Consider the following 21,616-nt stretch of genomic DNA (forward strand, 5'->3'; position numbering starts at 1 on the left):
TCATGAACCTGGAACTGCGCCATCTGCGGACCGTCCACGCCATCCATGCGCAGGGCGGCCTGGCCCGCGCCGCGGAGGTGTTGAACATCACCCAAAGCGCGCTGTCCCACCAAGTCAAGGCGCTGGAGGAGCAGGCGGGCGTCGAGCTGTTCGTGCGCCGCGCCAAGCCGATGCGCCTGTCTGCGGCCGGCATGCGCCTGCTGCGCCTGGCCGAACAGGTTCTGCCCCTGGTCGCCGCGACCGAGGCCGAGTTCAAGGGCGTCGAGGCCGGCCGCATCGGCCGCCTGCACATCGCGATGGAGTGCCACGCCTGTTTCGACTGGCTGCTGCCGGTCCTGGACATCTTCCGCCGCGCCTGGCCCGACGTGGACGTGGACATCCGCCAGCGGCTGGCCTTTGGCGCGCTGCCCGCGCTGGTGCGCGAGGAGGTGGACCTGGTGATCTCATCCGACCCCGAGGATCTGGCGGGTGTCACCTTCCAGCCGCTGTTCGACTATGCGCCCACGATGGTCGTGCCCGCGGGCCATCCGCTGGTCGCCAAGGGCCATGCCGATCCGGCCGACCTGGCGGGGGAGACGCTGATCACCTATCCAATGGACCGCGCGCGGCTGGACGTCTTCAGCCAGTTCCTGACCCCTGCCGGGATCGAACCCGCCCGGCAGCGGACGGTCGAGCTGACCGCCGTGGCGCTGATGCTGGTCGCCTCCGGCCGGGGGGTGGCGGTCATGCCGGACTGGGTGCTGCGCCGAGAGGCCGCCAATCCCGAACTGGTCCTGCTGCCCCTGGGGGCGCAGGGCATCCGGCGGCGGCTGTATGCGGCGGTGCGCACGGGCGACCTGTCGCAGCCCTACATGGCGCATGTGCTGCGGCTGTCGCGCACCGAACCCCTGCGGATGCTGCGCGGCGCCCCAAGCTGACCTGCGGCCTGACGCTTGGCTTTCCGGCGCGTCTGCCCTATGACCCGCCCAACCCCAATTCCCGGAGCATGTGATGGCAAGCGCCAATCTGAACGTGATGATCAAGGCCGCCCGCAAGGCCGGGCGCGGCCTCGTCAAGGATTTTCGCGAGGTCGAGAACCTTCAGGTCAGCGTCAAGGGCGCCGGCGATTTCGTGACACGCGCGGACCGCGAGGCCGAGCGGGTCATCAAGGAGGAACTGATGAACGCCCGGCCCAGCTATGGCTGGCTGGGCGAGGAGACCGGCGAGGATGCCGGCGACGATCCGACCCGCCGCTGGATCGTCGACCCGCTGGACGGGACCACGAACTTCCTCCACGGCCTGCCGCACTGGGCCGTCAGCATCGCGCTGGAGCACAAGGGCGACATCGTCGCCGCCGTGATCTTCGACGCCGCCAAGGACGAGCTGTTCGTGGCGGAAAAGGGCGGCGGCGCCTTCATGAACGACCAGCGCCTGCGCGTTTCGGGCCGCACGCGGCTGGCCGATTCGGTCTTTGCGACGGGCATTCCCTTCGCAGGTCGCGGGCCGCTGCCCGCCGCGCTGCAGGACCTGGCGCAGTTGATGCCGGTCTGCGCGGGCGTGCGCCGCTTTGGCGCCGCGGCGCTGGACTTGGCCTATGTCGCGGCCGGCCGCTTTGACGGCTACTGGGAGCGCGGCAACAAGCCCTGGGACGTCGCCGCAGGCATCCTGATGGTGCGCGAGGCCGGCGGCTTCGTCGAGGGCATCCGCCCCGATGACAGCCCGCTGGAATCGGGACGCATCATCGCGGCCAACCCGACCCTGCTGGACCCCTTCGCCAAGATCATCCGCAACCGCGACTGACGCACCGGTGACACGGTGGCGGGATTGCGCGACGTGCAACCCTGCCATCGCTTGACCTCGCCTCGGGCGGGGCGCAACAGGGCCGGGACCCTGAAAGCGTGCCCATGCCTGACGATCAGTCCCACCCGCCCTATGCCGCCTCTGCCGCCACGGCATCCGCGCCGCCGCCCCTGCCGCCGATGACCAAGGGGCCCGGGCGCGACCGCACGGGTCTGGCGATCTTCCTGATGTGCGCGGTCAGCCTGATCTTCGCCTTCCAGGACGCCTTTTCCCGGGTGCTGGGCAGCCAGTACCCGGCCTCGCTGATCGTCATGCTGCGCTATTGGGTCTTTGCGGCCTTCGCGGTCGTGCTGGTGTCGCGCCAGCCCGGCGGCCTCAGGCGCGCGATCCGCACCAAGCGCCCCCTGACCCAGATCGCCCGCGGCGCCATCCTGGCGCTGGAGGTGATGCTGATGGTCGAGGCCTTCGTGCGCCTGGGCCTGATCGAGACGCATGCGGTCTTTTCCGTCTATCCGCTGATGGTGGCCGCGCTCAGCGGGCCGCTTTTGGGGGAAAAGGTCGGCTGGCGGCGCTGGACGGCAATCGGGGTGGGCTTTTCCGGCATCCTGGTGATCCTGAACCCCGGCGGCGGGGTTGTCAGCACCACCGCGCTGCTGCCCTTCGCCGCGGCGCTGCTGTTTGCGCTCTATGGCCTGCTGACGCGGCACGTGTCGCGCGACGATCCGGCGATGGTCAGCTTTTTCTGGACGGGGATTTCAGGCGCCGTCGCGATCACGCTGGTGGGCATCTGGGACTGGCAATGGCTGGCGCCGATGGACTGGATCTGGATGGGCTGCCTCTGCGTCTGCGGCATGTCCTCGCATTACCTGATGATCCGCAGCTACGAGATGGCCGAGGCCTCGGCCCTGCAGCCCTTCGCCTATACGCAGCTGGTCTGGGTCAGCTTCATCGGCGTCTGGCTGTTCAACGAGACGCTGCGCGCCAATGTCGTGATCGGCGGTGCGATCGTCGTGGGCGCAGGCATCTTCACTCTGCTGCGACAGAGGCGGAAATCCTTGGCCAGCCCTCCGGCAGGCGGGGCCCGATAAAGGGCTTGGGGTTCGGCCGGGCCGACAGCGCCAGGGTCAGGCGCGCCGGGGGCGGGGGCACCTGACCGCCCCCAGACAGGTCCCACCGGGTGACCACGGGTGCGGGCTTGCCGTGGATGCGCGCGCGATAGACAGGCAACGCCTCGGCCACGCGCATGACATAGTTGCGGGTCTCGTCAAAGGGGATCAGCTCGACCCATTCGACCGGGTCCGCGTCGCGGCGCAGGTCGCCGAAATCCCCCAGCCAGCGCGCCGGCCGCCCCGGCCCGGCATTGTAGCCCGAGGCGATCAGCGCAACCGAAGGACCGAACCGGTCCGACAGTCCCGACAGATAGGCCGCCCCGATCCGGGCGTTATAGGCCGCGTCGCGCGACAGGCGCGCCTCGTCATAGGGCAGGCGCAGCTGGCGCGCCGTCTGCTCGGCCGTGGCGGGCATGACCTGCATCAGGCCGCGTGCGCCGACGGGACTGGCGGCGGTATGGTTGAACTCGGATTCCTGCCGCGCGATGGCCATGACCAGTTCGGGCGGGGGGCCCAGATCCTCGGTCTCCAGCCCGGTCAGGGGGAAATGCGCGGCCGGCCAGATCACGCCCTGGTTGGCCGATTGCTTGGCCAGCCGCAGCCCGTGCCAAGGGGCGCCCGCCTCGTACATGACGCGGGCCATGCGGGCGATGTCCTCGGGGGCGGCGGTACGGGCCAGCTGCAGGAAGAACCGCTGCGCCTCGTCCCGCCGGCCCGACGAGATCAGCCACAGCCCGGCCCGGAACAGCCCGTTGTCGCGCAATCCGCTGCCGCGCCAGTCGGGCAGGGTGTCCAGCGCGGCGCCGGGGACCGCGTAATCCGCGGGCATCGGGGCGTCGACCTTCTCCATCGCCAACTGCCCGTAATAGACGCCCGGAAATCCGGCGGCGGCCTCATAGGCGGTGCGGGCGGCGCGGCCATTGCCCAGTGCCTCGTGCGCGCGGCCCTGCCAGTAAAAGGCGCGGGCCTTGCTGATGGCGGCGCCGACGACGGTTTCCAGGTGCAGGAAATGCTCCAGCGCACCGGCAGGATCGTCCGTCTTCAGCGCCGCAAAGCCCGCCAGCCATTCCAGATCGGCGTAATGGCGATCCTCGGGCGGCAGGAAATGGGAACGCGCCAGCCGCAGCGCGCGCGGCCAGTCGCCGTTGCGCATGGCCAGCCGCGCATAATCGACCCGCATCGGCGCCCATGCGGACGGATCGCGCAGCGCCTCGGCACTGGTCGAGGCCTCCAGCATCAGGGCCTGCGCGCCCTCGTGCTGCTTGGCCCCCACGCGCCACAGAAAGCGGTCCATGGTCAGGCCCGGATCGGCACGCTGGTCGGGCGGCAGGGCCAGGATCAGGTCGTCCACCCCCTCGCGCCCGGACTGGAGCGCGATCCGGGCGCGGGCCAGCGGGCGCTGATCCTCGGGCAGGCGGTCCAGCAGGCGTTCGGCCCCGGCCCATTCCCGCGCGTCCAGCAGCGCCGCGGCGCGCGCCGGGATCAGGTCCTGCAGCGCGGGATGGGCCTCCAGTAGTGCGGCCTCGTCACCGGCGGGCAGGGGGCGGTTGGTGAAGAAACTTTCGCGCAGGATCTTGGCCTCGGCCTCGGGCAGGGCGGCGGCCAGCGCCTCCATCGCGATGCGCGTGGCCGGCAGGCGGTCGCGGAACCACAGCCTCAGGTCGTCTGGCCGCGCATCGGCGCGCAGTTTGGCATCGCCCCGCTGGACCAGCAGGTCGAGGCCCGGCCAATCGGGATTTTCGCGCAGGAAGTTCGCATAGTCGGCAAACTCGCCATGGCCCGCGCGCAGCGACTGCCAGCCGACCATCGCCTCGGCCAAGGGACCCGCGCGCCGTGCGGCGTCGCGGGCGGTTACCCAGTCTGATACGTCGGCGGCCGCCAGCGCCAGGGCCATTGCCCCCGGTTCCTCGGCCCGCGCCGGCAGGGCAAGGGGAAGGGCCAGCACCAGCCCCGCACAGAGCATGTCACGCAGAAGTCGCATCACCACCCTGTGTCACGATCAAAACCCTCCGACGCAATACACAACCTTGGCAAGTTCCGCAGCCGGCGATAGTGAGGCCGCAGAAATCCTTCCAGACCACCCAGACCACCAAGGAGCGTGTCATGTTCAAAGGGTCCCTGCCAGCCCTCGTCACGCCGTTCACCCAGGACGGCGAGCTGGATCTGGACACGCTGAAGAAGCTGGTCGAATGGCATGTGGAAGAGGGCAGCCACGGCCTGGTCCCGGTCGGCACCACCGGCGAAAGCCCCACCCTGACCCATGACGAACATCGGCTGGTCATCGAGGAGGTCGTCAAGGCCGTCGACGGCCGCATTCCGGTCATCGCGGGGGCGGGGTCGAATTCCACCCGCGAGGGAATCGGCCTGCTGCAGCATGCCGCCAGCGTCGGCGCGGATGCGGGCCTGGTGGTGACGCCCTATTACAACAAGCCGACCCAGGCCGGGCTGATCGCGCATTACACGGCGCTGACCGACGCCTGCGACCTGCCGATCATCATCTACAACATTCCCGGCCGTTCGGTGATCGACATGACGCCCGAGACGATGGGCGTGCTGGCAAGGATCCCCTCGATCATCGGGGTCAAGGACGCGACCGGCAAGCTGGAGCGCGTGAGCTGCCAGCGCCTGACCTGCGGCCCCGATTTCGTGCAGCTGTCCGGAGAGGACGCGACGGCGCTTGGCTTCAACGCCCATGGCGGCGTCGGCTGCATCAGCGTGACGGCCAATGTGGCGCCCCGCCTGTGCGCGCAGTTCCAGGAGGCGACGCTGCGCGGCGACTATGCCGCCGCACTGGAGTTCCAGGACCGGCTGATGCCGCTGCACCTGGCGATCTTCGTTGAGCCGGGGCTGGTCGGCGCAAAATACGCGATGTCGCGCCTTGGCATGTGCAATGACAGCGTCCGGCTGCCGCTGACGCCCCTGACCGAGCCGACGCGCCGCCTGATCGACGCGGCGCTGGAACATGCCGGGCTGATCTGAGCCGATCCGGCACAATGGAGTGAGATGGGGGCGCTGCCCCCATCGCGCGCCGTGATTCCCCCCGGCGGGGTGTTTGCGCAACGAAGATGCGTCAGCGCAGACCCAAGCCCGCCCGCATCATCAGCCGCCGCACCGGAGCGATGCCATAAAGCCCGCCCAGGGCCGCCGCACGCAGGTCGCGCAGCGGGCGCGCTTGGGCTTGGCTGGCGCGGTTCAGCGCGTCGATCCCCAGAAGCCGCCCATAGGCCTTGGGGCGGCGGCTGCGGTCATAGCGCGCCAGCGATGCGGCGCTGCCGGGATCGGCACGGCTGAGATCCAGAAGCGCACCCAGGTCGGCCAGGCTCATGTTCAGGCCCTGCGCGCCGATCGGCGGCACGACATGCGCGGCCTCGGCAATCAGGGCGGTGCGGGGGCCGGTGAAGCGGTCGGCGATCTGGCTGATGATCGGCCATTCCGTCAGCTGCGTCGCCTGCGTCAAATGGCCCAGCACCCCGGCGGAGCGGGCGTTCAATTCGGCCTCGAAGGCCGCGCGGGACAGGTCCTTGAGCCGCGCGGTCTCGCGGCCGCTTTCCATCCAGACCACCGCCGAGGAGGGCGTGCCGCCCCGGTCGGGCAGCGGCACCAGCGTGAAGGGTCCACCCGAGCGGTGCACCTCGGTCGAGACATTGTGGTGGGGCTGGTCATGGGTGACGGCAAAGGCCAGCGCCTTTTGCCCGTAACGCAGCGTGCGCACCCCGATGCCGAGCGCCTGCCGCACCGGCGAATTGCGGCCGTCGGCGCCGATCAGCAGGCGCGTGCGCACCCGGCTGCCATCGGTCAGGCCGACCACGGCGCCTTCGTCGCGGGCCACGACCGTGGCCGTGCCCGTACCGGGGCGGAACCGGACGGTCTGGAGGTTGTCCAGCCGGGCCGCGATCTCCCGCCGCAAAAGCCAGTTGGGCAGGTTCCAGCCAAAGGGCTGGGTGCCGATCTCGGCCGCGTCGAAGTCGCGCACCAGCCTGGGCTGCGGCTCTGCGCCGCCGGCATCGACGATGCGCATCACCTGCAGCGCTGTGGCATGCGGGGCCAAGGGCTCCCACAGGCCGATGCGTTCCAACAACGTGACCGAGGGCGTCAGGAAGGCGGTCGAGCGCAGGTCGGCGCCGTCCTTGCCTTCATCTGTGACGGGCGGGGCGGGATCGACGCAAAGAACCGAAAATCCCTCGGCCCCGAAAGCCGCCGCGGCGATCAGCCCGGCGATCCCCCCGCCCGAAATCAGGATGTCGATGTCGTCGATCGTCGTGCCGGTCATGGAACAGCCCCTTGGTCCTTGGCCTTCTATCCTGCCCCCCGGCGGCGCCGGAGGGAAGGGGCGGTGCTGTCGCAGCCGGTCAGTTTCCGGCGGTGAAGGCCAGCATGATGGTGAAGACGACGACCGTCAGCGCAAGCCCCAGCAGCCCCAGCACGGGCAGGCCGAGATTGGTGACCAGCAGCACGGCCGCCGCCAGCACGGCGGCCACGGCCAAGACGATGACATGGAAAAAATGGCGCGATTTCGCGATCTGGTTCATGGGTTGGATCCCCTTGGGTGGCGCGCGTTCGCGAACCGGCTTAGTTGGCCGCTGCGGTCGGCGCAATGCGACGCAGGAACGCAGCCAGGTCGTCGGTGCGGTGCTGCACATGGACCCCGTGATCGGCATCATCGGCCAGGCTGTCGGGTCCGTGGCGGCCCTGGCCGACCAGGACCGTGCGCATGCCCAGCTGATGCGGGACCAGCAGGTTGCGGGGATCGTCCTCGAAGAAGGCGGCCTCGCGCGGGTCGATCCGGGCCTGGGCCAGCACGCGGTCAAAGGCTTCGCGGGCGGGCTTGGGGTGAAATCCGGTCTCCTCGATGCCATAGACCGCATCGAACAGCTCCTCTCCGTGCAACCCGCGCCCGGCCAGCACCTTGCGGGCATAGCGGGCATCGCCATTGGTGTGGATGATCCGGCGGCCGGGCAGGGCGGCGATCGCCTGCGCCAGATCCGGCGCCGGGTCCAGGACCGAGAAGTCGATGTCATGCACGTCGGCCAGGTAGGCAGCGGGGTCCACGGCATGTTCGGCCATCAACCCGGCCAGCGTCGTCCCGTGCAGCCGCCAGTATTCGGCGCGCAGCCGGTTGGCGGCATCCTGCGGCACGCCCAGGGCGCGCATCATCCATTGCGTCATCCGCGTCTCGATCTGCGCGAACAGCTGCGCCTCGGGCGGGTAGAGCGTGTTGTCCAGATCGAAGATCCAGACGCGTACATGCGAAAAATCCATGTCCTTGGCATAGCTTGGGCCGGGCGCGCTTGCAATTCGGCGCGGGCCGTCCAATCGTGCGGCCATGAAGGACGCCTATTCCCTGATCCTGGCCGCCATCGAGGGCGGCACCTATCGCCCCGGCGACCGGCTGGTCGAATCCGAGCTGGCCGAGCGCTTCGGCGTCAGCCGCACGCCCGTGCGCGAGGCGCTGCAGCGGCTGGAGACGCAGGCCATGCTGGTGCGCGACGGGCGCAGCCTGATCGTCGCCTCTCTGGATCACAACCAGCTGGCCGAGCTTTACACCGTCCGGGCCGAGCTGGAGGCGCTGGCCGGTCGGCTGGCCGCGCGCCACGCGACCCCCGAGGAGGTCCGCGTCCTGGCCCAGATGGTCGAGGAGGACCGTCAGGCCAAGGGCGACCCCGAGATCCTGGCCCGGACCAACAAGCGGTTCCACCGGCAGATCCACCTGGCCTCGCACAACCGCTACCTTGTCCAGCAGCTGGACCTGGTGCACCGCACGATGGCGCTGATGGCGCGCACCTCGCTGGCGGCCGAAGGGCGCAGCGAGACGGCCCTGGCGGAACATGCGCGGATCGTGGATGCGATCGCGGCGGGTGACGGGGCGGCGGCGGACCGGGCGCTGCGGCAGCATATTTCCATGGCCTGGGAGACACGGCTGAAGCTGGAGGCAAAGGCCGGTGGCTGAGGTCCCGCGCCTGATCCTGACCGAGGATGACATCGCCGAGGGCTGCGCCCATCTGGCGGCCGTCTGCCCGGTCTGGGCGCGGGTCCTGCCGCAGCTGGGCCCCCTGCCGCTGCGCCGGCGCCCGGACGGCTTTGCCGCCATGGCCAGCGCCATCGTGGGCCAGCAGATCTCGGTCGCGGCGGCGGCCTCGATCTGGACCCGGCTGGAGGCCGCGGGCCTGACCGACCAGGCGGCGCTGCGGGCGGCCGACGATGACACGCTGCGGGCGGTGGGCCTATCGCGTCCCAAGGCGCGCTATCTGCGCGGCATCGCCGAGGCGCGGCTGGACTGGGAGGGCTTGCGGGATCTGCCCGACGACCAGGCCATCGCGCAGCTGGTGGCGTTGCCCGGCATCGGCGTCTGGACGGCCGAGATCTATCTGAAATTCGCCCTGGGCCGCGCCGACGTATTCGCGGCCGGCGACCTGGCGCTGCAGGAGGCGGCGCGGGTGATGTACGACCTGCCCGAACGGCCCGGTCCCAAGGCGCTGCGCGCGCTGGCCGAACCCTGGCAGCCCTGGCGCGCGGTTGCGGCGCGCGGGCTCTGGGCCTATTACCGGCTGGCCAAGGGACGCGAGGGAACCACATGACCGCACCGCTGACATCCGCCCGCAAGGGCCCCGCCAAGGCCGGTTCGGTCGTCGTTTTTCTGCACGGCTACGGCGCCGACGGGACCGACCTTCTGGGCCTGGCCGATCCGCTGGCCGCCCATCTGCCGGACACGGCCTTCTATGCGCCCGACGCGCCGGAACCCTGCCGCAACAATCCCATGGGCTTTCAGTGGTTTCCGATCCCCTGGCTGGACGGCTCGTCCGAGGCCGACGCGCGCTCCAGCATGGGGCAGTCGATCACGGCTCTGGACAGCTTCCTGGACAAGGTGCTGGCGGATGAGGGGCTGACGGCGGAGCGGATGGTGCTGGTCGGCTTTTCCCAGGGGACGATGATGGCGTTGCACGTGGCGCCGCGCCGGCCCAAGGCCGTGGCCGGCATCGTGGGCTTTTCCGGCCGCCTGCTGGAGCCCGAGACCCTGGCCGCCGAGGCGCGGGTCAAGCCCCCGGTCCTGCTGGTGCATGGCGATGACGACCAGATGGTGCCCTTCGAGGAGATGGGCCTGGCGGGCCAAGCGCTGCAGGCGGCGGGCTTTACCGTCTATGGCCATGTGATGAAGGGGACCGGGCACGGCATCTCTCCGGACGGGCTGTCGGTGGCGCTGGCCTTCCTGCGCGAGCAGCTGGGGGCCTGAACCGGCTGCCTTCCGCCCTACGGCGGCCCCCTGTCATGCTGCTGTCACCGCCGCCCGTTATGTCCTGGTTTGCCCCGGATAGATGCGGGGACTTGCCAGATGCCCGACGCGATATATAGTCGGGTTATGGATCTGACGGGCGCCCCGGTCACCCCACGGGGCAGGCGGGAAGGCGATATGCTGGACGAGCAACACCAGACGGAATTCCGAACCCAGTTCGTGCGCGAGCCGGCCAGCCTGCGTCATCACCCGGCGCTGGTTCTGAACGCCGATTTCCGCCCGCTCAGCTATTACCCCCTGTCGCTCTGGCCTTGGCAGGAGGCGATCAAGGCGGTCTTCCTGGACCGGGTCAGCATCCTGGCCGAATATGACGAGGTGGTCCGAAGTCAGCGACAGGCCTTCCGGATCCCCTCGGTCGTCGTCCTCAAGGATTATGTGAGACCCCAGAAGCGCGTGGCATTCACGCGCTTCAATCTTTTTCTGAGGGACGAATTCGCCTGCCAGTATTGCGGCGCCAAGGGCGATCTGACCTTTGACCATGTGGTGCCGCGGTCCCGCGGCGGCGTCACCAGCTGGGAAAACGTGGTCGCCGCCTGTTCGCCCTGCAACCTGAAAAAGGCCAATCGCAGCCTGCGCCATTCCGGGATGCACCTGCGCAAGCCGCCCCGCCAGCCCTCGTCGGACGAGATGCACGCGATCGGACGGCGCTTTCCGCCGAATCATCTGCATGACAGCTGGATGGATTTCCTCTACTGGGACGCCGAACTGGAAAGCTGAGCCGCGGCCCGGTCAGATGTCGCGGTTATCCGTCACCGGTCAGCTTTCAGGGTCCTGCCCCTCGCGGTGGCCCAGATGCAGCAGCAGCGCCGCGCTGAGGGCGACCAGAAGGATCGCGACGGGCGGGATGCCGGCGGAAAACCCGACCCACAGCGTCAGGGCTGCGCCCAGAATGACAAGCGTGATCAGCATCAGGAAATGGGTCAACGGCATGGGAACGCTCCTCTCCTGCTCCTCAATATGAGGATGCAGGGGAAGGTTGGAAAGGACATCGTGAAAATGCCGGCCGGTTTCCGCAGCCTTTCAGGCGGTTCGGGCGGTTTTGTCGCAGCGCCCGCGGAAAGGGGTCCGGAGGCCGCCATTGCATGGCAGCTCTGCGCATTTCCCACAGAAAACCACGGCCCATCCCCTCCAGCGGTAATTTCCTTCCGCCGGCAGGAGTGTTAAATGCTGATCCAGCCAAAGGAGATCAGCCATGCCCGCCTATCGTTCCCGCACCACCACCCATGGCCGCAACATGGCAGGCGCGCGTGGCCTGTGGCGTGCGACCGGGGTGAAGGACAGCGACTTCGGCAAGCCCATCATCGCCATCGTCAACAGCTTCACCCAGTTCGTGCCGGGCCATGTCCACCTGAAGGACCTGGGCCAGCTGGTCGCCCGCGAGGTCGAGGCGGCCGGCGGCATCGCCAAGGAATTCAACACCATCGCGGTCGATGACGGCATCGCCATGGGCCATGACGGGATGCTCTATTCGCTGCCCTCGCGCGAGGTCATCGCCGACAGCGTCGAATACATGGTCAACGCCCATTGCGCCGACGCGATGGTCTGCATCAGCAACTGCGACAAGATCACGCCAGGCATGCTGATGGCCTCGCTGCGGCTGAACATCCCCACCGTCTTCGTGTCCGGCGGGCCGATGGAGGCGGGCAAGGTCGTGCTGCAGGACGGCCGCGTCAAGGCGCTGGACCTGGTCGATGCCATGGTGGCCGCGGCCGATGATTCGGTCTCGGAAGCCGATCTGCAGTCGATCGAGCAGGCGGCCTGCCCGACCTGCGGGTCCTGTTCTGGCATGTTCACGGCCAATTCGATGAACTGCCTGACCGAGGCCTTGGGCCTGTCGCTGCCCGGCAACGGATCGACCCTGGCCACCCATGCCGACCGCAAGCGCCTGTTCGTCGAGGCGGGCCACTTGGTCGTGGACCTGGCCAAGCGCTATTACGAGGGCGAGGATGCCAGCGTGCTGCCGCGCAACGTCGCCAGCTTTGCCGCCTTCGAGAACGCGATGACGCTGGACATCGCGATGGGCGGTTCGACCAACACCGTCCTGCACCTGCTGGCCGCCGCCCATGAGGCCGGGATCGACTTCACCATGTCCGACATCGACCGCCTGTCGCGCAAGGTGCCGGTCCTGTGCAAGGTCGCGCCCGCCAAGGACGATGTCCACATGGAGGACGTCCACCGCGCCGGCGGCATTATGGCCATCTTGGGCCAGCTGGACCGCGCGGGCCTGTTGGACACCTCCGTGGGCAGCGTCCATTCCGGCACGCTGGCGCAGGCGCTGGACCGGTGGGACGTGTCGCGCACCGATGCGGCCAGCGTCCACGACTTCTTCCGCGCGGCCCCCGGCGGCGTGCCGACGCAGACGGCCTTTTCCCAGGACCGCCGCTATGGCGACCTGGACCTGGACCGCAAAAAGGGCGTGATCCGCGCGCCGGAACATGCCTTCAGCCAGGACGGCGGTCTGGCGGTGCTGTACGGAAACCTGGCCGAGGACGGCTGCATCGTGAAGACCGCAGGCGTGGACGAATCGATCCTGACCTTCGAAGGCCCGGCCCACATCTTCGAAAGCCAGGACGACAGCGTCAGCGCCATCCTGACCGGCAAGGTCAAGCCCGGAGAGGTCGTGCTGATCCGCTATGAAGGGCCGCGCGGCGGGCCGGGGATGCAGGAGATGCTGTACCCGACCAGCTACCTGAAATCCAAGGGCTTGGGAAAGGCCTGCGCGCTGGTGACCGACGGGCGTTTCTCGGGCGGGTCCTCGGGCCTGTCGATCGGCCATGTCTCGCCCGAGGCGGCCGAAGGCGGCACCATCGGTCTGGTGGAGCAGGGCGATACGATCCGCATCGATATCCCCAACCGCCGGATCGAACTGGTGGTGGACGACGCCACCCTAGCCGCCCGCCGCGCCGTCCGCGAGGCGGAGGGCTGGAAGCCCGCCAAGCCGCGCCAGCGCAAAGTCTCGACCGCGCTGCGTGCTTATGCGGCGATGACCACCAGCGCCGCCCGCGGCGCGGTGCGGGTCATCCCGGAATAAGAGGGCGGGGCGCCGGTCAGTCGGCGCCCTCCAACTCCTCGATCAGCGCCTCCATCTCCGCGATCTCGCGGCGCTGCGTCTCGATGATGGCATCGGCAAGGTCACGGACGCGGGGATCGGTGATCTCGGCCCGGGTGCTGGTCAGGATGGCGATCGAATGGTGGGGGATCATCGCCTTCATCCAGGACACCTGGTCGACCGTCGCCTGGCTGCGCACCATCGCGACCCCCAGGCCAAAGACGACCACCGCCCCCGCCAGCACCATGAAGTTCCGCGCCCGGTCGGGAAACATGCCCCACATCGCCACCAGCATGACAACCGCCATGCCTCCGCCCATGTAAAGCGCCATCCAGGCGCGGGTCTGGCTGAACCAGACATGCGACAGGTCCCAGGTGTTCAGATACATCATCGCGAACATCACGAGGGTCGAGACGGCAATGGTTGCCAGGAAGCGTGCATAGGACATGGCGCGGCCTTTCATCCGGGTTCCCGACCCAACGGCAGAAGGACGCCGATGTTCCCTTAGCCCAAGGGGCCGGGGCGGCGTTCCTCGGACAGCATGACATTCGCCTCGACCTGACCCACGCCTGGCAGGGTCATGATGCGGCGGCGCAGGATGCGCTCGAAATCGCTGATGTCGCGGGCGGTGATCCGCAGGCGGTAGTCGAACTGGCCCAGCACATGCTGGACCAGCTGCACCTCGGGGATCGCGGTCACCGCGCGTTCGAAATCCTCAAGGCCCGTGCGGCCTTTGGCGGCCAGCTTGATGCCCAGGAAGACCGTGACGCCAAAGCCCAGGGCGGCGGGGTCCAGCACCACGCGCCGCCCGGCGATCACCCCCTGGTCGGTCAGGCGCTTGACGCGCCGCCAGGCGGCGGGCTGGCCGATCCCCACGGTCCGGCCCAGGTCGGCGGCGCTGCGGGTCGCGTCATCGGCCAGCAGGCGCAGGATCGCCAGGTCGGTCGCGTCCAGGTCGATCACAGCGGCAACTCCCCGCTGTCCTTGATGGTGGCGACCAGCATCAGCGCGTCCAGTTCGGCGATATGGGGCAGGGTCAGGATGCGGTCGCGATAGACCTGCTGCCAATGCGCCATGTCCCGCGCGATGACCGAGGCGCGCCAGTCCACGCTGCCCAGAAAGGACTGGATCTCGATCACCTCGGGCACCTGCCGCAGGGCGGCCAGGAATTCGTCGAAGGCGCGGGGGTTGGTCTTGTCCAGCGTGAAGCGCAGGGACACCTCGACCGCCCAGCCCATGGCGCGCCAGTCGATGCGCGCCTGCACACCGCGCAGCACACCCTCCTCGCGCATCCGCTCCATCCGCCGCCAGAGGCTGGCAGGCGTCACGCCCGCACGTTCGGCCAGGGCCGAATTGGCGGCGCCGGGATCGGCCAGAAGCTGGCGCAGGATGCGGCGATCGGTGCTGTCAGGCATGAAAATCATGAAAGTGGCCATATCACGGCATGATCATTTTACAAGATGCCGCAGCATCGCGCTGATTGCCGCCCGCCATCACCGTTTTCGGGCTAGAACGTCAGCAGCAGAATGAAAGGATACCCCGATGCGCGTTTACTATGACCGCGACTGCGACGTGAACCTGATCAAGGAAGCCAAGGTCGCGATCCTGGGCTATGGCAGCCAGGGCCATGCCCATGCGCTGAACCTGCGCGACAGCGGCGCCAAGAACGTGGTCGTCGCCCTGCGCGAGGGCAGCCCCTCGGCCAAGAAGGCCGAAGGCGAGGGCCTGAAGGTCATGGGCATCGCCGAGGCCGCCGCCTGGTGTGACGTCATCATGTTCACCATGCCGGACGAACTGCAGGCCGAAACCTACAAGAAATACGTCCATGACAACCTGCGCGAGGGTGCGGCGATCGCCTTTGCGCATGGCCTGAACGTGCATTTCGGCCTGATCCAGCCCAAGCCCGGCGTCGACGTCATCATGATGGCGCCCAAGGGCCCCGGCCACACGGTTCGCGGCGAATACACCAAGGGCGGCGGCGTGCCCTGCCTGGTCGCGGTGCACCAGGACGCCTCGGGCAAGGCGATGGATATCGGCCTGTCCTACTGCTCGGCCATCGGCGGCGGGCGCTCGGGCATCATCGAGACCAACTTCCGCGAGGAATGCGAGACCGACCTGTTCGGCGAACAGGCGGTCCTGTGCGGCGGCCTGGTCGAGCTGATCCGCTGCGGCTTCGAGACGCTGGTCGAGGCGGGCTATGCCCCCGAGATGGCCTATTTCGAATGCCTGCACGAGGTGAAGCTGATCGTCGATTTGATCTATGAGGGCGGCATCGCCAACATGGACTATTCGATTTCGAACACGGCAGAATACGGTCAGTACGTCACCGGCCCGCGCATCCTGCCCTACGAGGAGACCAAGGCCCGCATGAAGGCGGTTCTGGCCGACATCCAGCAGGGCAAGTTCGTCCGCGACTTCATGCTGGAGAATGCTGTCGGCCAGCCGACGCTGAAGGCCTCGCGCCGCGCCAATGACGAACACCAGATCGAGCAGGTCGGCGCCAAGCTGCGCGAGATGATGCCCTGGATCTCCAAGGGCAAGATGGTCGACCGCGCCCGCAACTGATCCGGCGCAAGGCCGGGGGTTTCACACCCCCGGACCCCCGTCCCGGACCCCCGCGGGGTATTTGAGCCACGAAGAAACCGTTCTCTGATGTCGAAATACCCTCAGGAAAGGACAGGTCGGGGGGCAAGGCCCCCCTTCCTCATGCCTCCAGCTTGTCCTGGGTGCGCGTCTGGAAATCGGACGCATCGTGACGTTCGTGAAGCTGCTTGGACGGATCGCCGGACACGTTGTTGACCATGATCCCGCGCTGGACCGCCGGGCGCGCCGCGATCTCGGCCTGCCAGCGGTGCAGGTTGCGATAGCTGTCCGCATCCAAGAAGGTCGCCGCATCGCCATAGGCGCCGCCGGTGATCAGCCGTCCGTACCAGGGCCAGATCGCCATGTCGGCGATGGTGTACTCCTCGCCCGCAACAAAGCGCGTCTCGGCCAGGCGCTTGTCCAGCAGGTCCAACTGACGCTTGACCTCCATGGTAAAGCGGTCGATCGCATATTCGATCTTGGTGGGCGCATAGGCGTAGAAATGCCCGAAGCCGCCGCCCAGATAGGGGCCCGCGCCCATCTGCCAGAACAGCCAGTTCAGCGTCTCGGTCCGCGCCGCCGGGTCGGTGGGCAGGAAGGCGCCGTATTTTTCCGCCAGGTACAGCAGGATCGAGCCTGATTCGAAGACCCGCTGCGGCGGGGTGACGGAATGGTCCATCAGCGCCGGGATCTTGCTGTTGGGGTTCGCGCCGACGAAACCGCTGCCGAACTGGTCGCCATCGCCGATCTTGATCAGCCAGGCATCGTAGTCGGCCGCATGGCCGGCCTCCAGCAGCTCCTCCAGCAGGATCGTGACCTTCTGCCCGTTGGGCGTGGCCAGCGAATAAAGCTGCAGCGGATGCTGGCCCAGGGGCAGGTCGCGGTCGTATTGCGCCCCTGCGGTGGGCTTGTTGATGCTGGCGAACTGGCCGCCGTTCTCCTTGCCGGGGGTCCAGACCTTGGGCGGGGTATAGTCGTCGCTCATCGGGATATCCTGTATTGCGTCGGGCCAAAGATGTGGGCGCAGCGGCCCGACATCAACCGGGCCCTTGCGATGTTCCCCATGTGTTCTATAATCGGGCCATGCTTCCGCCCCGTGATCCCGACCAGCGCCTGAAGGCCCGCGGCGCCGACACCCGGCCCGCCGGGCGGTTCGACCGCGAAACCCGCATCCGCGAATCCGACGACTGGGACATCCCCGAGGATCAGGCCCTGCTGCGGACCGAGGTCACGACCGAGCGCCCGCGCAGCATCATCACCCGCAACACCTCGCCCGATATCGGCTTCGACCGCTCGATCAACCCCTATCGGGGCTGCGAGCATGGCTGCATCTACTGCTATGCCCGGCCCAGCCATGCCTTTCTGGACCTGTCGCCCGGCCTGGATTTCGAGACCAAGATCACCGCCAAACCAGAGGCGGCCGAAATGCTGGCCCGCGAACTGGCGCGACCCAGCTATCGGCCCGCGCCGATCGCGCTGGGAACGAATACCGATCCCTATCAGCCGATCGAGGCCAGGCTGGCGATCATGCCGGGCATCCTGCGGGTGCTGCGCGACTGGAACCACCCGGTGACGCTGGTCACGCGCGGCCAGACGGTGCTGCGCGACCTGGACCTGTGGGCGGAACTGGCAGCCCGCGACCAGGCGGCCGTCGGGATCAGCGTGACCACGCTGGACGCGGACCTGGCCCGCGCGCTGGAGCCGCGGGCGCCCGCGCCCGCCACGCGCCTGCGGATGATCCGCGATCTGTCCCGAGCGGGTGTGCCGGTCCGCGTGATGGTGGCCCCGGTCATCCCCGTCCTGACCGAGCCCGAGATCGAGGCGATCCTGACCGCCGCCCGCGAAGCCGGCGCGACCACGGCCAGCATGATCCCCCTGCGCCTGCCGCACGAGGTCGCTCCGCTGTTCCGGGACTGGCTGGACCGCCACCGGCCCGGCATGGCCGCGCATGTGATGAACCGCGTGCAGGCGATGCGCGGCGGACGCGACAACGACCCTCGCTTCGGGCACCGGTTCCGGGGCGAGGGGGTCGAGGCGCAGCTGGCCCTTCAGCGGTTCCGCCTGGCCCGCAGGCGCCTGGGCTACCGCACCGGCAGCCCGCCCCTGGACTGCAGCCGCTTTGGCCCGCCGCCAAGGGCCGGGGACCAGCTGTCGCTGTTCTAGTGGCGCCGCCCGATCGTCAGGCCGCCATCACCATCGCCCGTGCTGCTGAAGGCGCCAAGCCGGGCGGTGATCTGGTCCAGGCTGGGGCGCGGGCCGACCGGGCGCGCCTCCAGCGCGTCGCGCATGGCACGTAGATGCTCGGGCAGGGTGCCGCAGCAGCCGCCGATCACCCGCACGCCCAGGTCGCGCGCCAGGCAGGCGTAATCCGCCATCAACTCGGGCGTGCCGTCGTAATGGATATGGCCGTCCTGCAGATGCGGGACCCCGGCATTGCCCTTGGCAATGATCGGGCGCTCGTTCCCGGACGCGACAAAGCCCGTCACCGTGCGCAGCAGGTCGGACGCGCCGACGCCGCAATTGGCACCATAGGCCACGGGCGGGTTCGGCAGCCGCTCCACCGCGGCCGATAGCTGGCCCGGCGTCACGCCCATGATCGTCCGGCCGACCGTGTCGAAGGAGAGCGACCCGCACCAGGCCATGCCGGCCAGCCGCGCCGCCTCGGCCGCGGCCTTCAGCTCCTCCAGCGAAGACAGCGTCTCGACCCACAGGATGTCGGCGCCGCCGTCGCGCAGCGCCTCCGCCTGTTCGTGGAACATCTCGACCGCGCGGGTATGGGTCAGGCTGCCCATCGGGGCCATGATCTCGCCGATGGGGCCCATGCTGCCGGCGACGATCACGGGGCGGCTGGCGCGGTCGGCCTCGTCGCGGCCGATCCCGGCGGCCAGGCGGTTCAGTTCGGCCACCCGGCCCTGCAGGCCATGCAGGCGCAACCGGCTGGCATTGGCGCCAAAGCTGTTGGTCAGGAACAGGTCCGAGCCGGCCTCGACCGCGCCCCGGTGCAGCTGGGCGATGCGGCCGGGATGGGTGGCGTTCCACAGCTCGGCCGGGGTGGCCGCGTCCAGGCCCATGTTCAGCAGCGTCGTCCCCGTGGCGCCGTCGGCCAGCACATGGGGCCGCGTCTGGAGCATCCGGCTGAGCGCGTCCGTCATCGTCATATCCTTGCCTCGCGGGGCCACGGGGCCCGCGTCGGGGGTTCCAATCATCAGGTCCATGCCAGTTCGCGCCGTCCGGGGGAAACAATTTCCCCATGAACGAACGAAAAACCGCGCCGGTTTCCCGGCGCGGTCAAAATCATCTGCACAATTTTGGCAGATCAGTTGCGGTCGTCGCTTTCGCCGTCGTCGGCACCGCCGATGTCGTCGAACAGCTCGGCGATCTCGAACTCGGCCTCGGCATCAGCCTCGTCGGCCAGGTCGCGGATCGACTTGCCCTGGGCCTGCAGTTCGGCTTCTTCGGCCGAACGCGCCACGTTCAGGGTGATGGTCGCCTCGACTTCCGGGTGCAGCACGACGGTGACGTCGTGCAGGCCCAGGTCCTTGATCGGCGCGCGCAGGGTGACCTGCTTGCGGTCGACGGTGAACCCGGCCTCGGTCGCGGCCTCGGCGGCGTCACGGGTCGTGACCGAACCGTAAAGCGCGCCCGAATCAGAGGCCGAACGGATGACCACAAAGGTCTGCCCGTCCAGTTTCTCGGCAAGGCCCTGGGCTTCGGCCTTGGATTCGGCGTTGCGGACCTCAAGCTGGGCCTTCTGGCCTTCAAAGGCCTTGATGTTGGCCTCCGACGCGCGCAGCGCCTTGCCCTGCGGCAAGAGGTAGTTGCGGGCGTAGCCTTGCTTGACGTTGACGACTTCGCCCATCTGGCCAAGCTTGGCCACGCGTTCCAGCAGGATGACTTGCATCTTTCAGGTCTCCTTACTTCACGACATAGGGCAGCAGGGCGAGGAAGCGGGCGCGCTTGATGGCGCGGGCCAGCTCACGCTGCTTCTTGGCCGAGACTGCGGTGATGCGCGACGGCACGATCTTGCCGCGCTCGCTGATGTAGCGCTGCAGCAGACGCGTGTCCTTGTAGTCGATCGCCGGGGCATTCTCGCCCGAGAACGGGCAGACCTTGCGGCGGCGGAAGAACGGTTTGTTCGCCATGTCTCAGATCCTCTCAGTTCCGCTCGCGGCGTTCGCCGCGATCACCACGGTCGCCGCGATCGCCACGGTCCGGACGGTCGCCACGGGGACGGTCGCCGCGGTCGCCACGCTCGCCGCGCTCTTCGCGCTTCTGCATCTGGACCGAGGGGCCTTCCTGATGCTCGTCCACGCGGATGGTCATCACGCGCATCACGTCATCATGCAGGCGGGCCAGGCGTTCCATTTCCAGCACCGCGTCCGAGGGGGCGTCGGTGCGCAGGAAGGCATAGTGGCCCTTGCGGTTCTTGTTGATCTTGTAGGCCAGGGTGCGGACACCCCAGTATTCGTGCTCGACGACCTTGCCGCCGTTATCGGCGAGAACGGTCGAGAAGTGTTCGATCAGCCCTTCGGCCTGCGTATTCGACAGGTCCTGGCGGGCGATCAGCACATGCTCATACAGAGGCATGGCGATCCTTTCGGTGTTGGTGCGCATTTCATCGACGGGTCGTCCCTTCCGCACCCGTCACGAGAGGCTGCGCCGGTTCAGGAAAGCAGGCGGAAGGATGCGGCTTCATATCAGCAAATGCTGCGGACGCAAGGGGATTCGCGGGCGGCCCGGGAGGCGCGTCGGGAAGGTGGACGGACGGCCGCGCCGGCCCTTGCGGTTGCAGCGGCCGCGGGGCAGGCTGCGCCCTGCAATCAGGGGGCGGGGGCGGACGGACGATGGCGCTGGAAGACGCGAAGAACCAGGTGGATCAGGCCTTCACCCGCAGCGAACTGCGCGGCCTGTCCTATGAGAACGCTTTTGGCGGCGCCACCAGCTTCCTGCGGCGGCGCTATACCAAGGACCTGGCGGGCGTGGACGTGGCGGTCACGGGCATCTGCTTCGACCAGGCGGTGACGCACCGGCCGGGCACCCGCTTCGGGCCGCGCGCGATCCGCGAGGCCTCGACCCTGCAGGCCTTCGACGCGCCCTATGGCTGGGGCTATGATCCGCTGTCGCTGCTGAACGTGGTGGATCACGGCGACATGGCCTTCGACTATGCCGACACCCGCGGCGTGCCCGCCCGGATCGAGGCGCATCTGGGCGCCATCCTTGACGCGGGCGCGGTGCCGATCACCCTTGGCGGCGATCACTTCATCACCCTGCCGATCCTGCGCGCGGTGGCGGCGCGGCGGGGGCCGGTGGCGCTGATCCAGTTCGATGCCCATTCCGACACCTGGGCCGATGACGACATGGACCGGATCGACCACGGCACCTTCCTCTACAAGGCGATCCGGCAGGGGCTGGTGGACCCGTCGGCCAGCGTCAGCGTCGGCATCCGCACCGACAATCCCGACACGATGGGGGTCACGATCCTGGACGCGGCCGGGGTCCACCGGGACGGGATCGAGGCCACGCTGGCGCGCATCCGGGCGGTGGTGGGGGACCGCCCCTGCTATGTCACCTTCGACATCGACGCGCTGGACCCGGCCTTCGCGCCCGGCACGGGAACGCCGGTCTGGGGCGGGCTGGCCAGCTGGCAGGCGGCGGCGCTGCTGCGCGGGCTGGCGGGGATCGACCTGATCGGCGGCGACGTGGTCGAGGTGTCGCCCCCCTATGACACGACCGGGGCCACGGCCATCGCGGGGGCCCATGTCGCGATGGAACTGATCGCGCTCTACGGCTGGAACCGGCGATGAACTG

General features: G+C 68.6%; 25 protein-coding genes. 12 read left to right on the forward strand and 13 right to left on the reverse strand.

The genetic code is table 11. The features are described 5' to 3' along the window. Positions 1–2 precede the first annotated feature (2 nt). The 3 genes from ACZ2G3_RS01785 (at position 3) to ACZ2G3_RS01795 (ending at position 2,867) form a co-directional block, all read left to right on the forward strand. Positions 3–917 (forward strand): LysR family transcriptional regulator, encoded by a 915-nt coding sequence (locus tag ACZ2G3_RS01785; RefSeq protein WP_470397264.1) that lies wholly within the window; start codon positions 3–5, stop codon positions 915–917. Positions 918–987: 70 nt separating this feature from the next. Beyond that, a complete protein-coding gene (locus tag ACZ2G3_RS01790) occupies positions 988–1,779 on the forward strand; it encodes an inositol monophosphatase family protein (protein WP_419269956.1) in 792 nt (263 codons plus the stop codon). Between the two features lie 104 nt (positions 1,780–1,883). Next, positions 1,884–2,867, forward strand: a complete 984-nt coding sequence (locus ACZ2G3_RS01795) for a DMT family transporter (protein WP_470397266.1) — start codon at positions 1,884–1,886, stop codon at positions 2,865–2,867. On the opposite strand, the gene ACZ2G3_RS01800 is transcribed toward ACZ2G3_RS01795, so the two are convergent. Beyond that, complete coding sequence (locus ACZ2G3_RS01800; RefSeq protein WP_470397268.1) at positions 2,806–4,869, reverse strand: lytic transglycosylase domain-containing protein; 2,064 nt, start codon at positions 4,867–4,869, stop codon at positions 2,806–2,808. The two genes, ACZ2G3_RS01795 and ACZ2G3_RS01800, sit on opposite strands and share 62 nt — an antisense overlap. A gap of 122 nt (positions 4,870–4,991) precedes the next feature. Here ACZ2G3_RS01800 and dapA point away from each other — a divergent pair, with 122 nt between their 5' ends. Continuing rightward, positions 4,992–5,867, forward strand: coding sequence for a 4-hydroxy-tetrahydrodipicolinate synthase (gene dapA, locus ACZ2G3_RS01805; RefSeq protein WP_419269962.1), 876 nt, complete (start codon positions 4,992–4,994; stop codon positions 5,865–5,867). A gap of 91 nt (positions 5,868–5,958) precedes the next feature. Here the strand turns inward: dapA and ACZ2G3_RS01810 are convergent, their stop codons facing one another. The 3 genes from ACZ2G3_RS01810 to ACZ2G3_RS01820 all read right to left on the reverse strand — a co-directional run bounded on the left by ACZ2G3_RS01810 (position 5,959) and on the right by ACZ2G3_RS01820 (position 8,147). Further along, positions 5,959–7,158 carry a UbiH/UbiF family hydroxylase gene (locus tag ACZ2G3_RS01810; RefSeq protein ID WP_470397270.1) on the reverse strand — a complete coding sequence of 400 codons (1,200 nt, stop codon included), beginning with the start codon at positions 7,156–7,158 and terminating at the stop codon, positions 5,959–5,961. A gap of 79 nt (positions 7,159–7,237) precedes the next feature. Next, entirely contained in the window at positions 7,238–7,417 is a 180-nt protein-coding gene (locus ACZ2G3_RS01815; protein WP_419269966.1) for a hypothetical protein, read from the reverse strand. Between the two features lie 40 nt (positions 7,418–7,457). Continuing rightward, positions 7,458–8,147, reverse strand: coding sequence for a pyrimidine 5'-nucleotidase (locus ACZ2G3_RS01820; RefSeq protein WP_470397272.1), 690 nt, complete (start codon positions 8,145–8,147; stop codon positions 7,458–7,460). Positions 8,148–8,211: 64 nt separating this feature from the next. On the opposite strand from ACZ2G3_RS01820, the gene ACZ2G3_RS01825 reads away from it, so the two are divergent. The 4 genes from ACZ2G3_RS01825 (at position 8,212) to ACZ2G3_RS01840 (ending at position 10,893) form a co-directional block, all read left to right on the forward strand. Continuing rightward, the gene (locus ACZ2G3_RS01825; protein ID WP_419269970.1) at positions 8,212–8,835 is read left to right on the forward strand and encodes a GntR family transcriptional regulator; all 624 of its coding nucleotides are present in this window, start codon (positions 8,212–8,214) and stop codon (positions 8,833–8,835) included. After that, positions 8,828–9,463: a DNA-3-methyladenine glycosylase family protein gene (locus ACZ2G3_RS01830; RefSeq protein ID WP_419269972.1), complete on the forward strand. Its 636-nt coding sequence runs from the start codon at positions 8,828–8,830 to the stop codon at positions 9,461–9,463. Before ACZ2G3_RS01825 ends, ACZ2G3_RS01830 begins: the two co-directional genes overlap by 8 nt. Further along, positions 9,460–10,116: an alpha/beta hydrolase gene (locus tag ACZ2G3_RS01835; RefSeq protein ID WP_470397275.1), complete on the forward strand. Its 657-nt coding sequence runs from the start codon at positions 9,460–9,462 to the stop codon at positions 10,114–10,116. Before ACZ2G3_RS01830 ends, ACZ2G3_RS01835 begins: the two co-directional genes overlap by 4 nt. A 177-nt stretch (positions 10,117–10,293) precedes the next feature. Further along, on the forward strand, positions 10,294–10,893 hold the full coding sequence (locus ACZ2G3_RS01840; RefSeq protein ID WP_111299916.1) for an HNH endonuclease: 600 nt from the start codon (positions 10,294–10,296) through the stop codon (positions 10,891–10,893). A gap of 39 nt (positions 10,894–10,932) precedes the next feature. On the opposite strand, the gene ACZ2G3_RS01845 is transcribed toward ACZ2G3_RS01840, so the two are convergent. Next, a complete protein-coding gene (locus ACZ2G3_RS01845) occupies positions 10,933–11,106 on the reverse strand; it encodes a hypothetical protein (RefSeq protein WP_419269975.1) in 174 nt (57 codons plus the stop codon). A 262-nt stretch (positions 11,107–11,368) separates the two neighbouring features. Between ACZ2G3_RS01845 and ilvD the strand changes: the two genes are divergently transcribed. After that, positions 11,369–13,207 (forward strand): dihydroxy-acid dehydratase, encoded by a 1,839-nt coding sequence (gene ilvD / locus ACZ2G3_RS01850; protein ID WP_470397277.1) that lies wholly within the window; start codon positions 11,369–11,371, stop codon positions 13,205–13,207. A 16-nt stretch (positions 13,208–13,223) separates the two neighbouring features. On the opposite strand, the gene ACZ2G3_RS01855 is transcribed toward ilvD, so the two are convergent. From ACZ2G3_RS01855 to ACZ2G3_RS01865, 3 genes are read right to left on the reverse strand one after another with little or no spacing between them, the layout of a single operon-like run. Beyond that, positions 13,224–13,673, reverse strand: a complete 450-nt coding sequence (locus ACZ2G3_RS01855) for a DUF305 domain-containing protein (RefSeq protein WP_470397278.1) — start codon at positions 13,671–13,673, stop codon at positions 13,224–13,226. A gap of 56 nt (positions 13,674–13,729) precedes the next feature. After that, positions 13,730–14,188, reverse strand: coding sequence for an Lrp/AsnC family transcriptional regulator (locus ACZ2G3_RS01860; RefSeq protein WP_470397279.1), 459 nt, complete (start codon positions 14,186–14,188; stop codon positions 13,730–13,732). After that, positions 14,185–14,640 (reverse strand): Lrp/AsnC family transcriptional regulator, encoded by a 456-nt coding sequence (locus ACZ2G3_RS01865; RefSeq protein WP_470397281.1) that lies wholly within the window; start codon positions 14,638–14,640, stop codon positions 14,185–14,187. Before ACZ2G3_RS01865 ends, ACZ2G3_RS01860 begins: the two co-directional genes overlap by 4 nt. A gap of 127 nt (positions 14,641–14,767) precedes the next feature. Between ACZ2G3_RS01865 and ilvC the strand changes: the two genes are divergently transcribed. Then, entirely contained in the window at positions 14,768–15,790 is a 1,023-nt protein-coding gene (gene ilvC, locus ACZ2G3_RS01870) for a ketol-acid reductoisomerase (protein WP_470397282.1), read from the forward strand. A 139-nt stretch (positions 15,791–15,929) separates the two neighbouring features. Here ilvC and yghU read toward each other — a convergent pair whose 3' ends face one another. Beyond that, the gene (yghU, locus tag ACZ2G3_RS01875) at positions 15,930–16,793 is read right to left on the reverse strand and encodes a glutathione-dependent disulfide-bond oxidoreductase (RefSeq protein WP_419269985.1); all 864 of its coding nucleotides are present in this window, start codon (positions 16,791–16,793) and stop codon (positions 15,930–15,932) included. A 98-nt stretch (positions 16,794–16,891) separates the two neighbouring features. Here yghU and ACZ2G3_RS01880 point away from each other — a divergent pair, with 98 nt between their 5' ends. Then, complete coding sequence (locus ACZ2G3_RS01880; protein ID WP_470397285.1) at positions 16,892–17,971, forward strand: PA0069 family radical SAM protein; 1,080 nt, start codon at positions 16,892–16,894, stop codon at positions 17,969–17,971. Here ACZ2G3_RS01880 and bmt read toward each other — a convergent pair. The 4 genes from bmt to rpsF form a co-directional block, all read right to left on the reverse strand. After that, a complete protein-coding gene (bmt, locus tag ACZ2G3_RS01885; RefSeq protein WP_470397287.1) occupies positions 17,968–18,960 on the reverse strand; it encodes a betaine--homocysteine S-methyltransferase in 993 nt (330 codons plus the stop codon). The genes ACZ2G3_RS01880 and bmt overlap by 4 nt on opposite strands. 164 nt (positions 18,961–19,124) lie before the next feature. Continuing rightward, positions 19,125–19,709: a 50S ribosomal protein L9 gene (gene rplI, locus ACZ2G3_RS01890; RefSeq protein WP_470397289.1), complete on the reverse strand. Its 585-nt coding sequence runs from the start codon at positions 19,707–19,709 to the stop codon at positions 19,125–19,127. A gap of 13 nt (positions 19,710–19,722) precedes the next feature. Further along, on the reverse strand, positions 19,723–19,950 hold the full coding sequence (rpsR, locus tag ACZ2G3_RS01895) for a 30S ribosomal protein S18 (protein WP_103173059.1): 228 nt from the start codon (positions 19,948–19,950) through the stop codon (positions 19,723–19,725). Between the two features lie 13 nt (positions 19,951–19,963). Further along, positions 19,964–20,395, reverse strand: coding sequence for a 30S ribosomal protein S6 (gene rpsF, locus ACZ2G3_RS01900; protein WP_111300002.1), 432 nt, complete (start codon positions 20,393–20,395; stop codon positions 19,964–19,966). A gap of 257 nt (positions 20,396–20,652) precedes the next feature. On the opposite strand from rpsF, the gene speB reads away from it, so the two are divergent. After that, a complete protein-coding gene (gene speB / locus ACZ2G3_RS01905) occupies positions 20,653–21,612 on the forward strand; it encodes an agmatinase (protein WP_470397292.1) in 960 nt (319 codons plus the stop codon). Positions 21,613–21,616 lie beyond the last annotated feature (4 nt).

It is taken from the genome of Paracoccus sp. KKT209 (genome assembly GCF_055635455.1).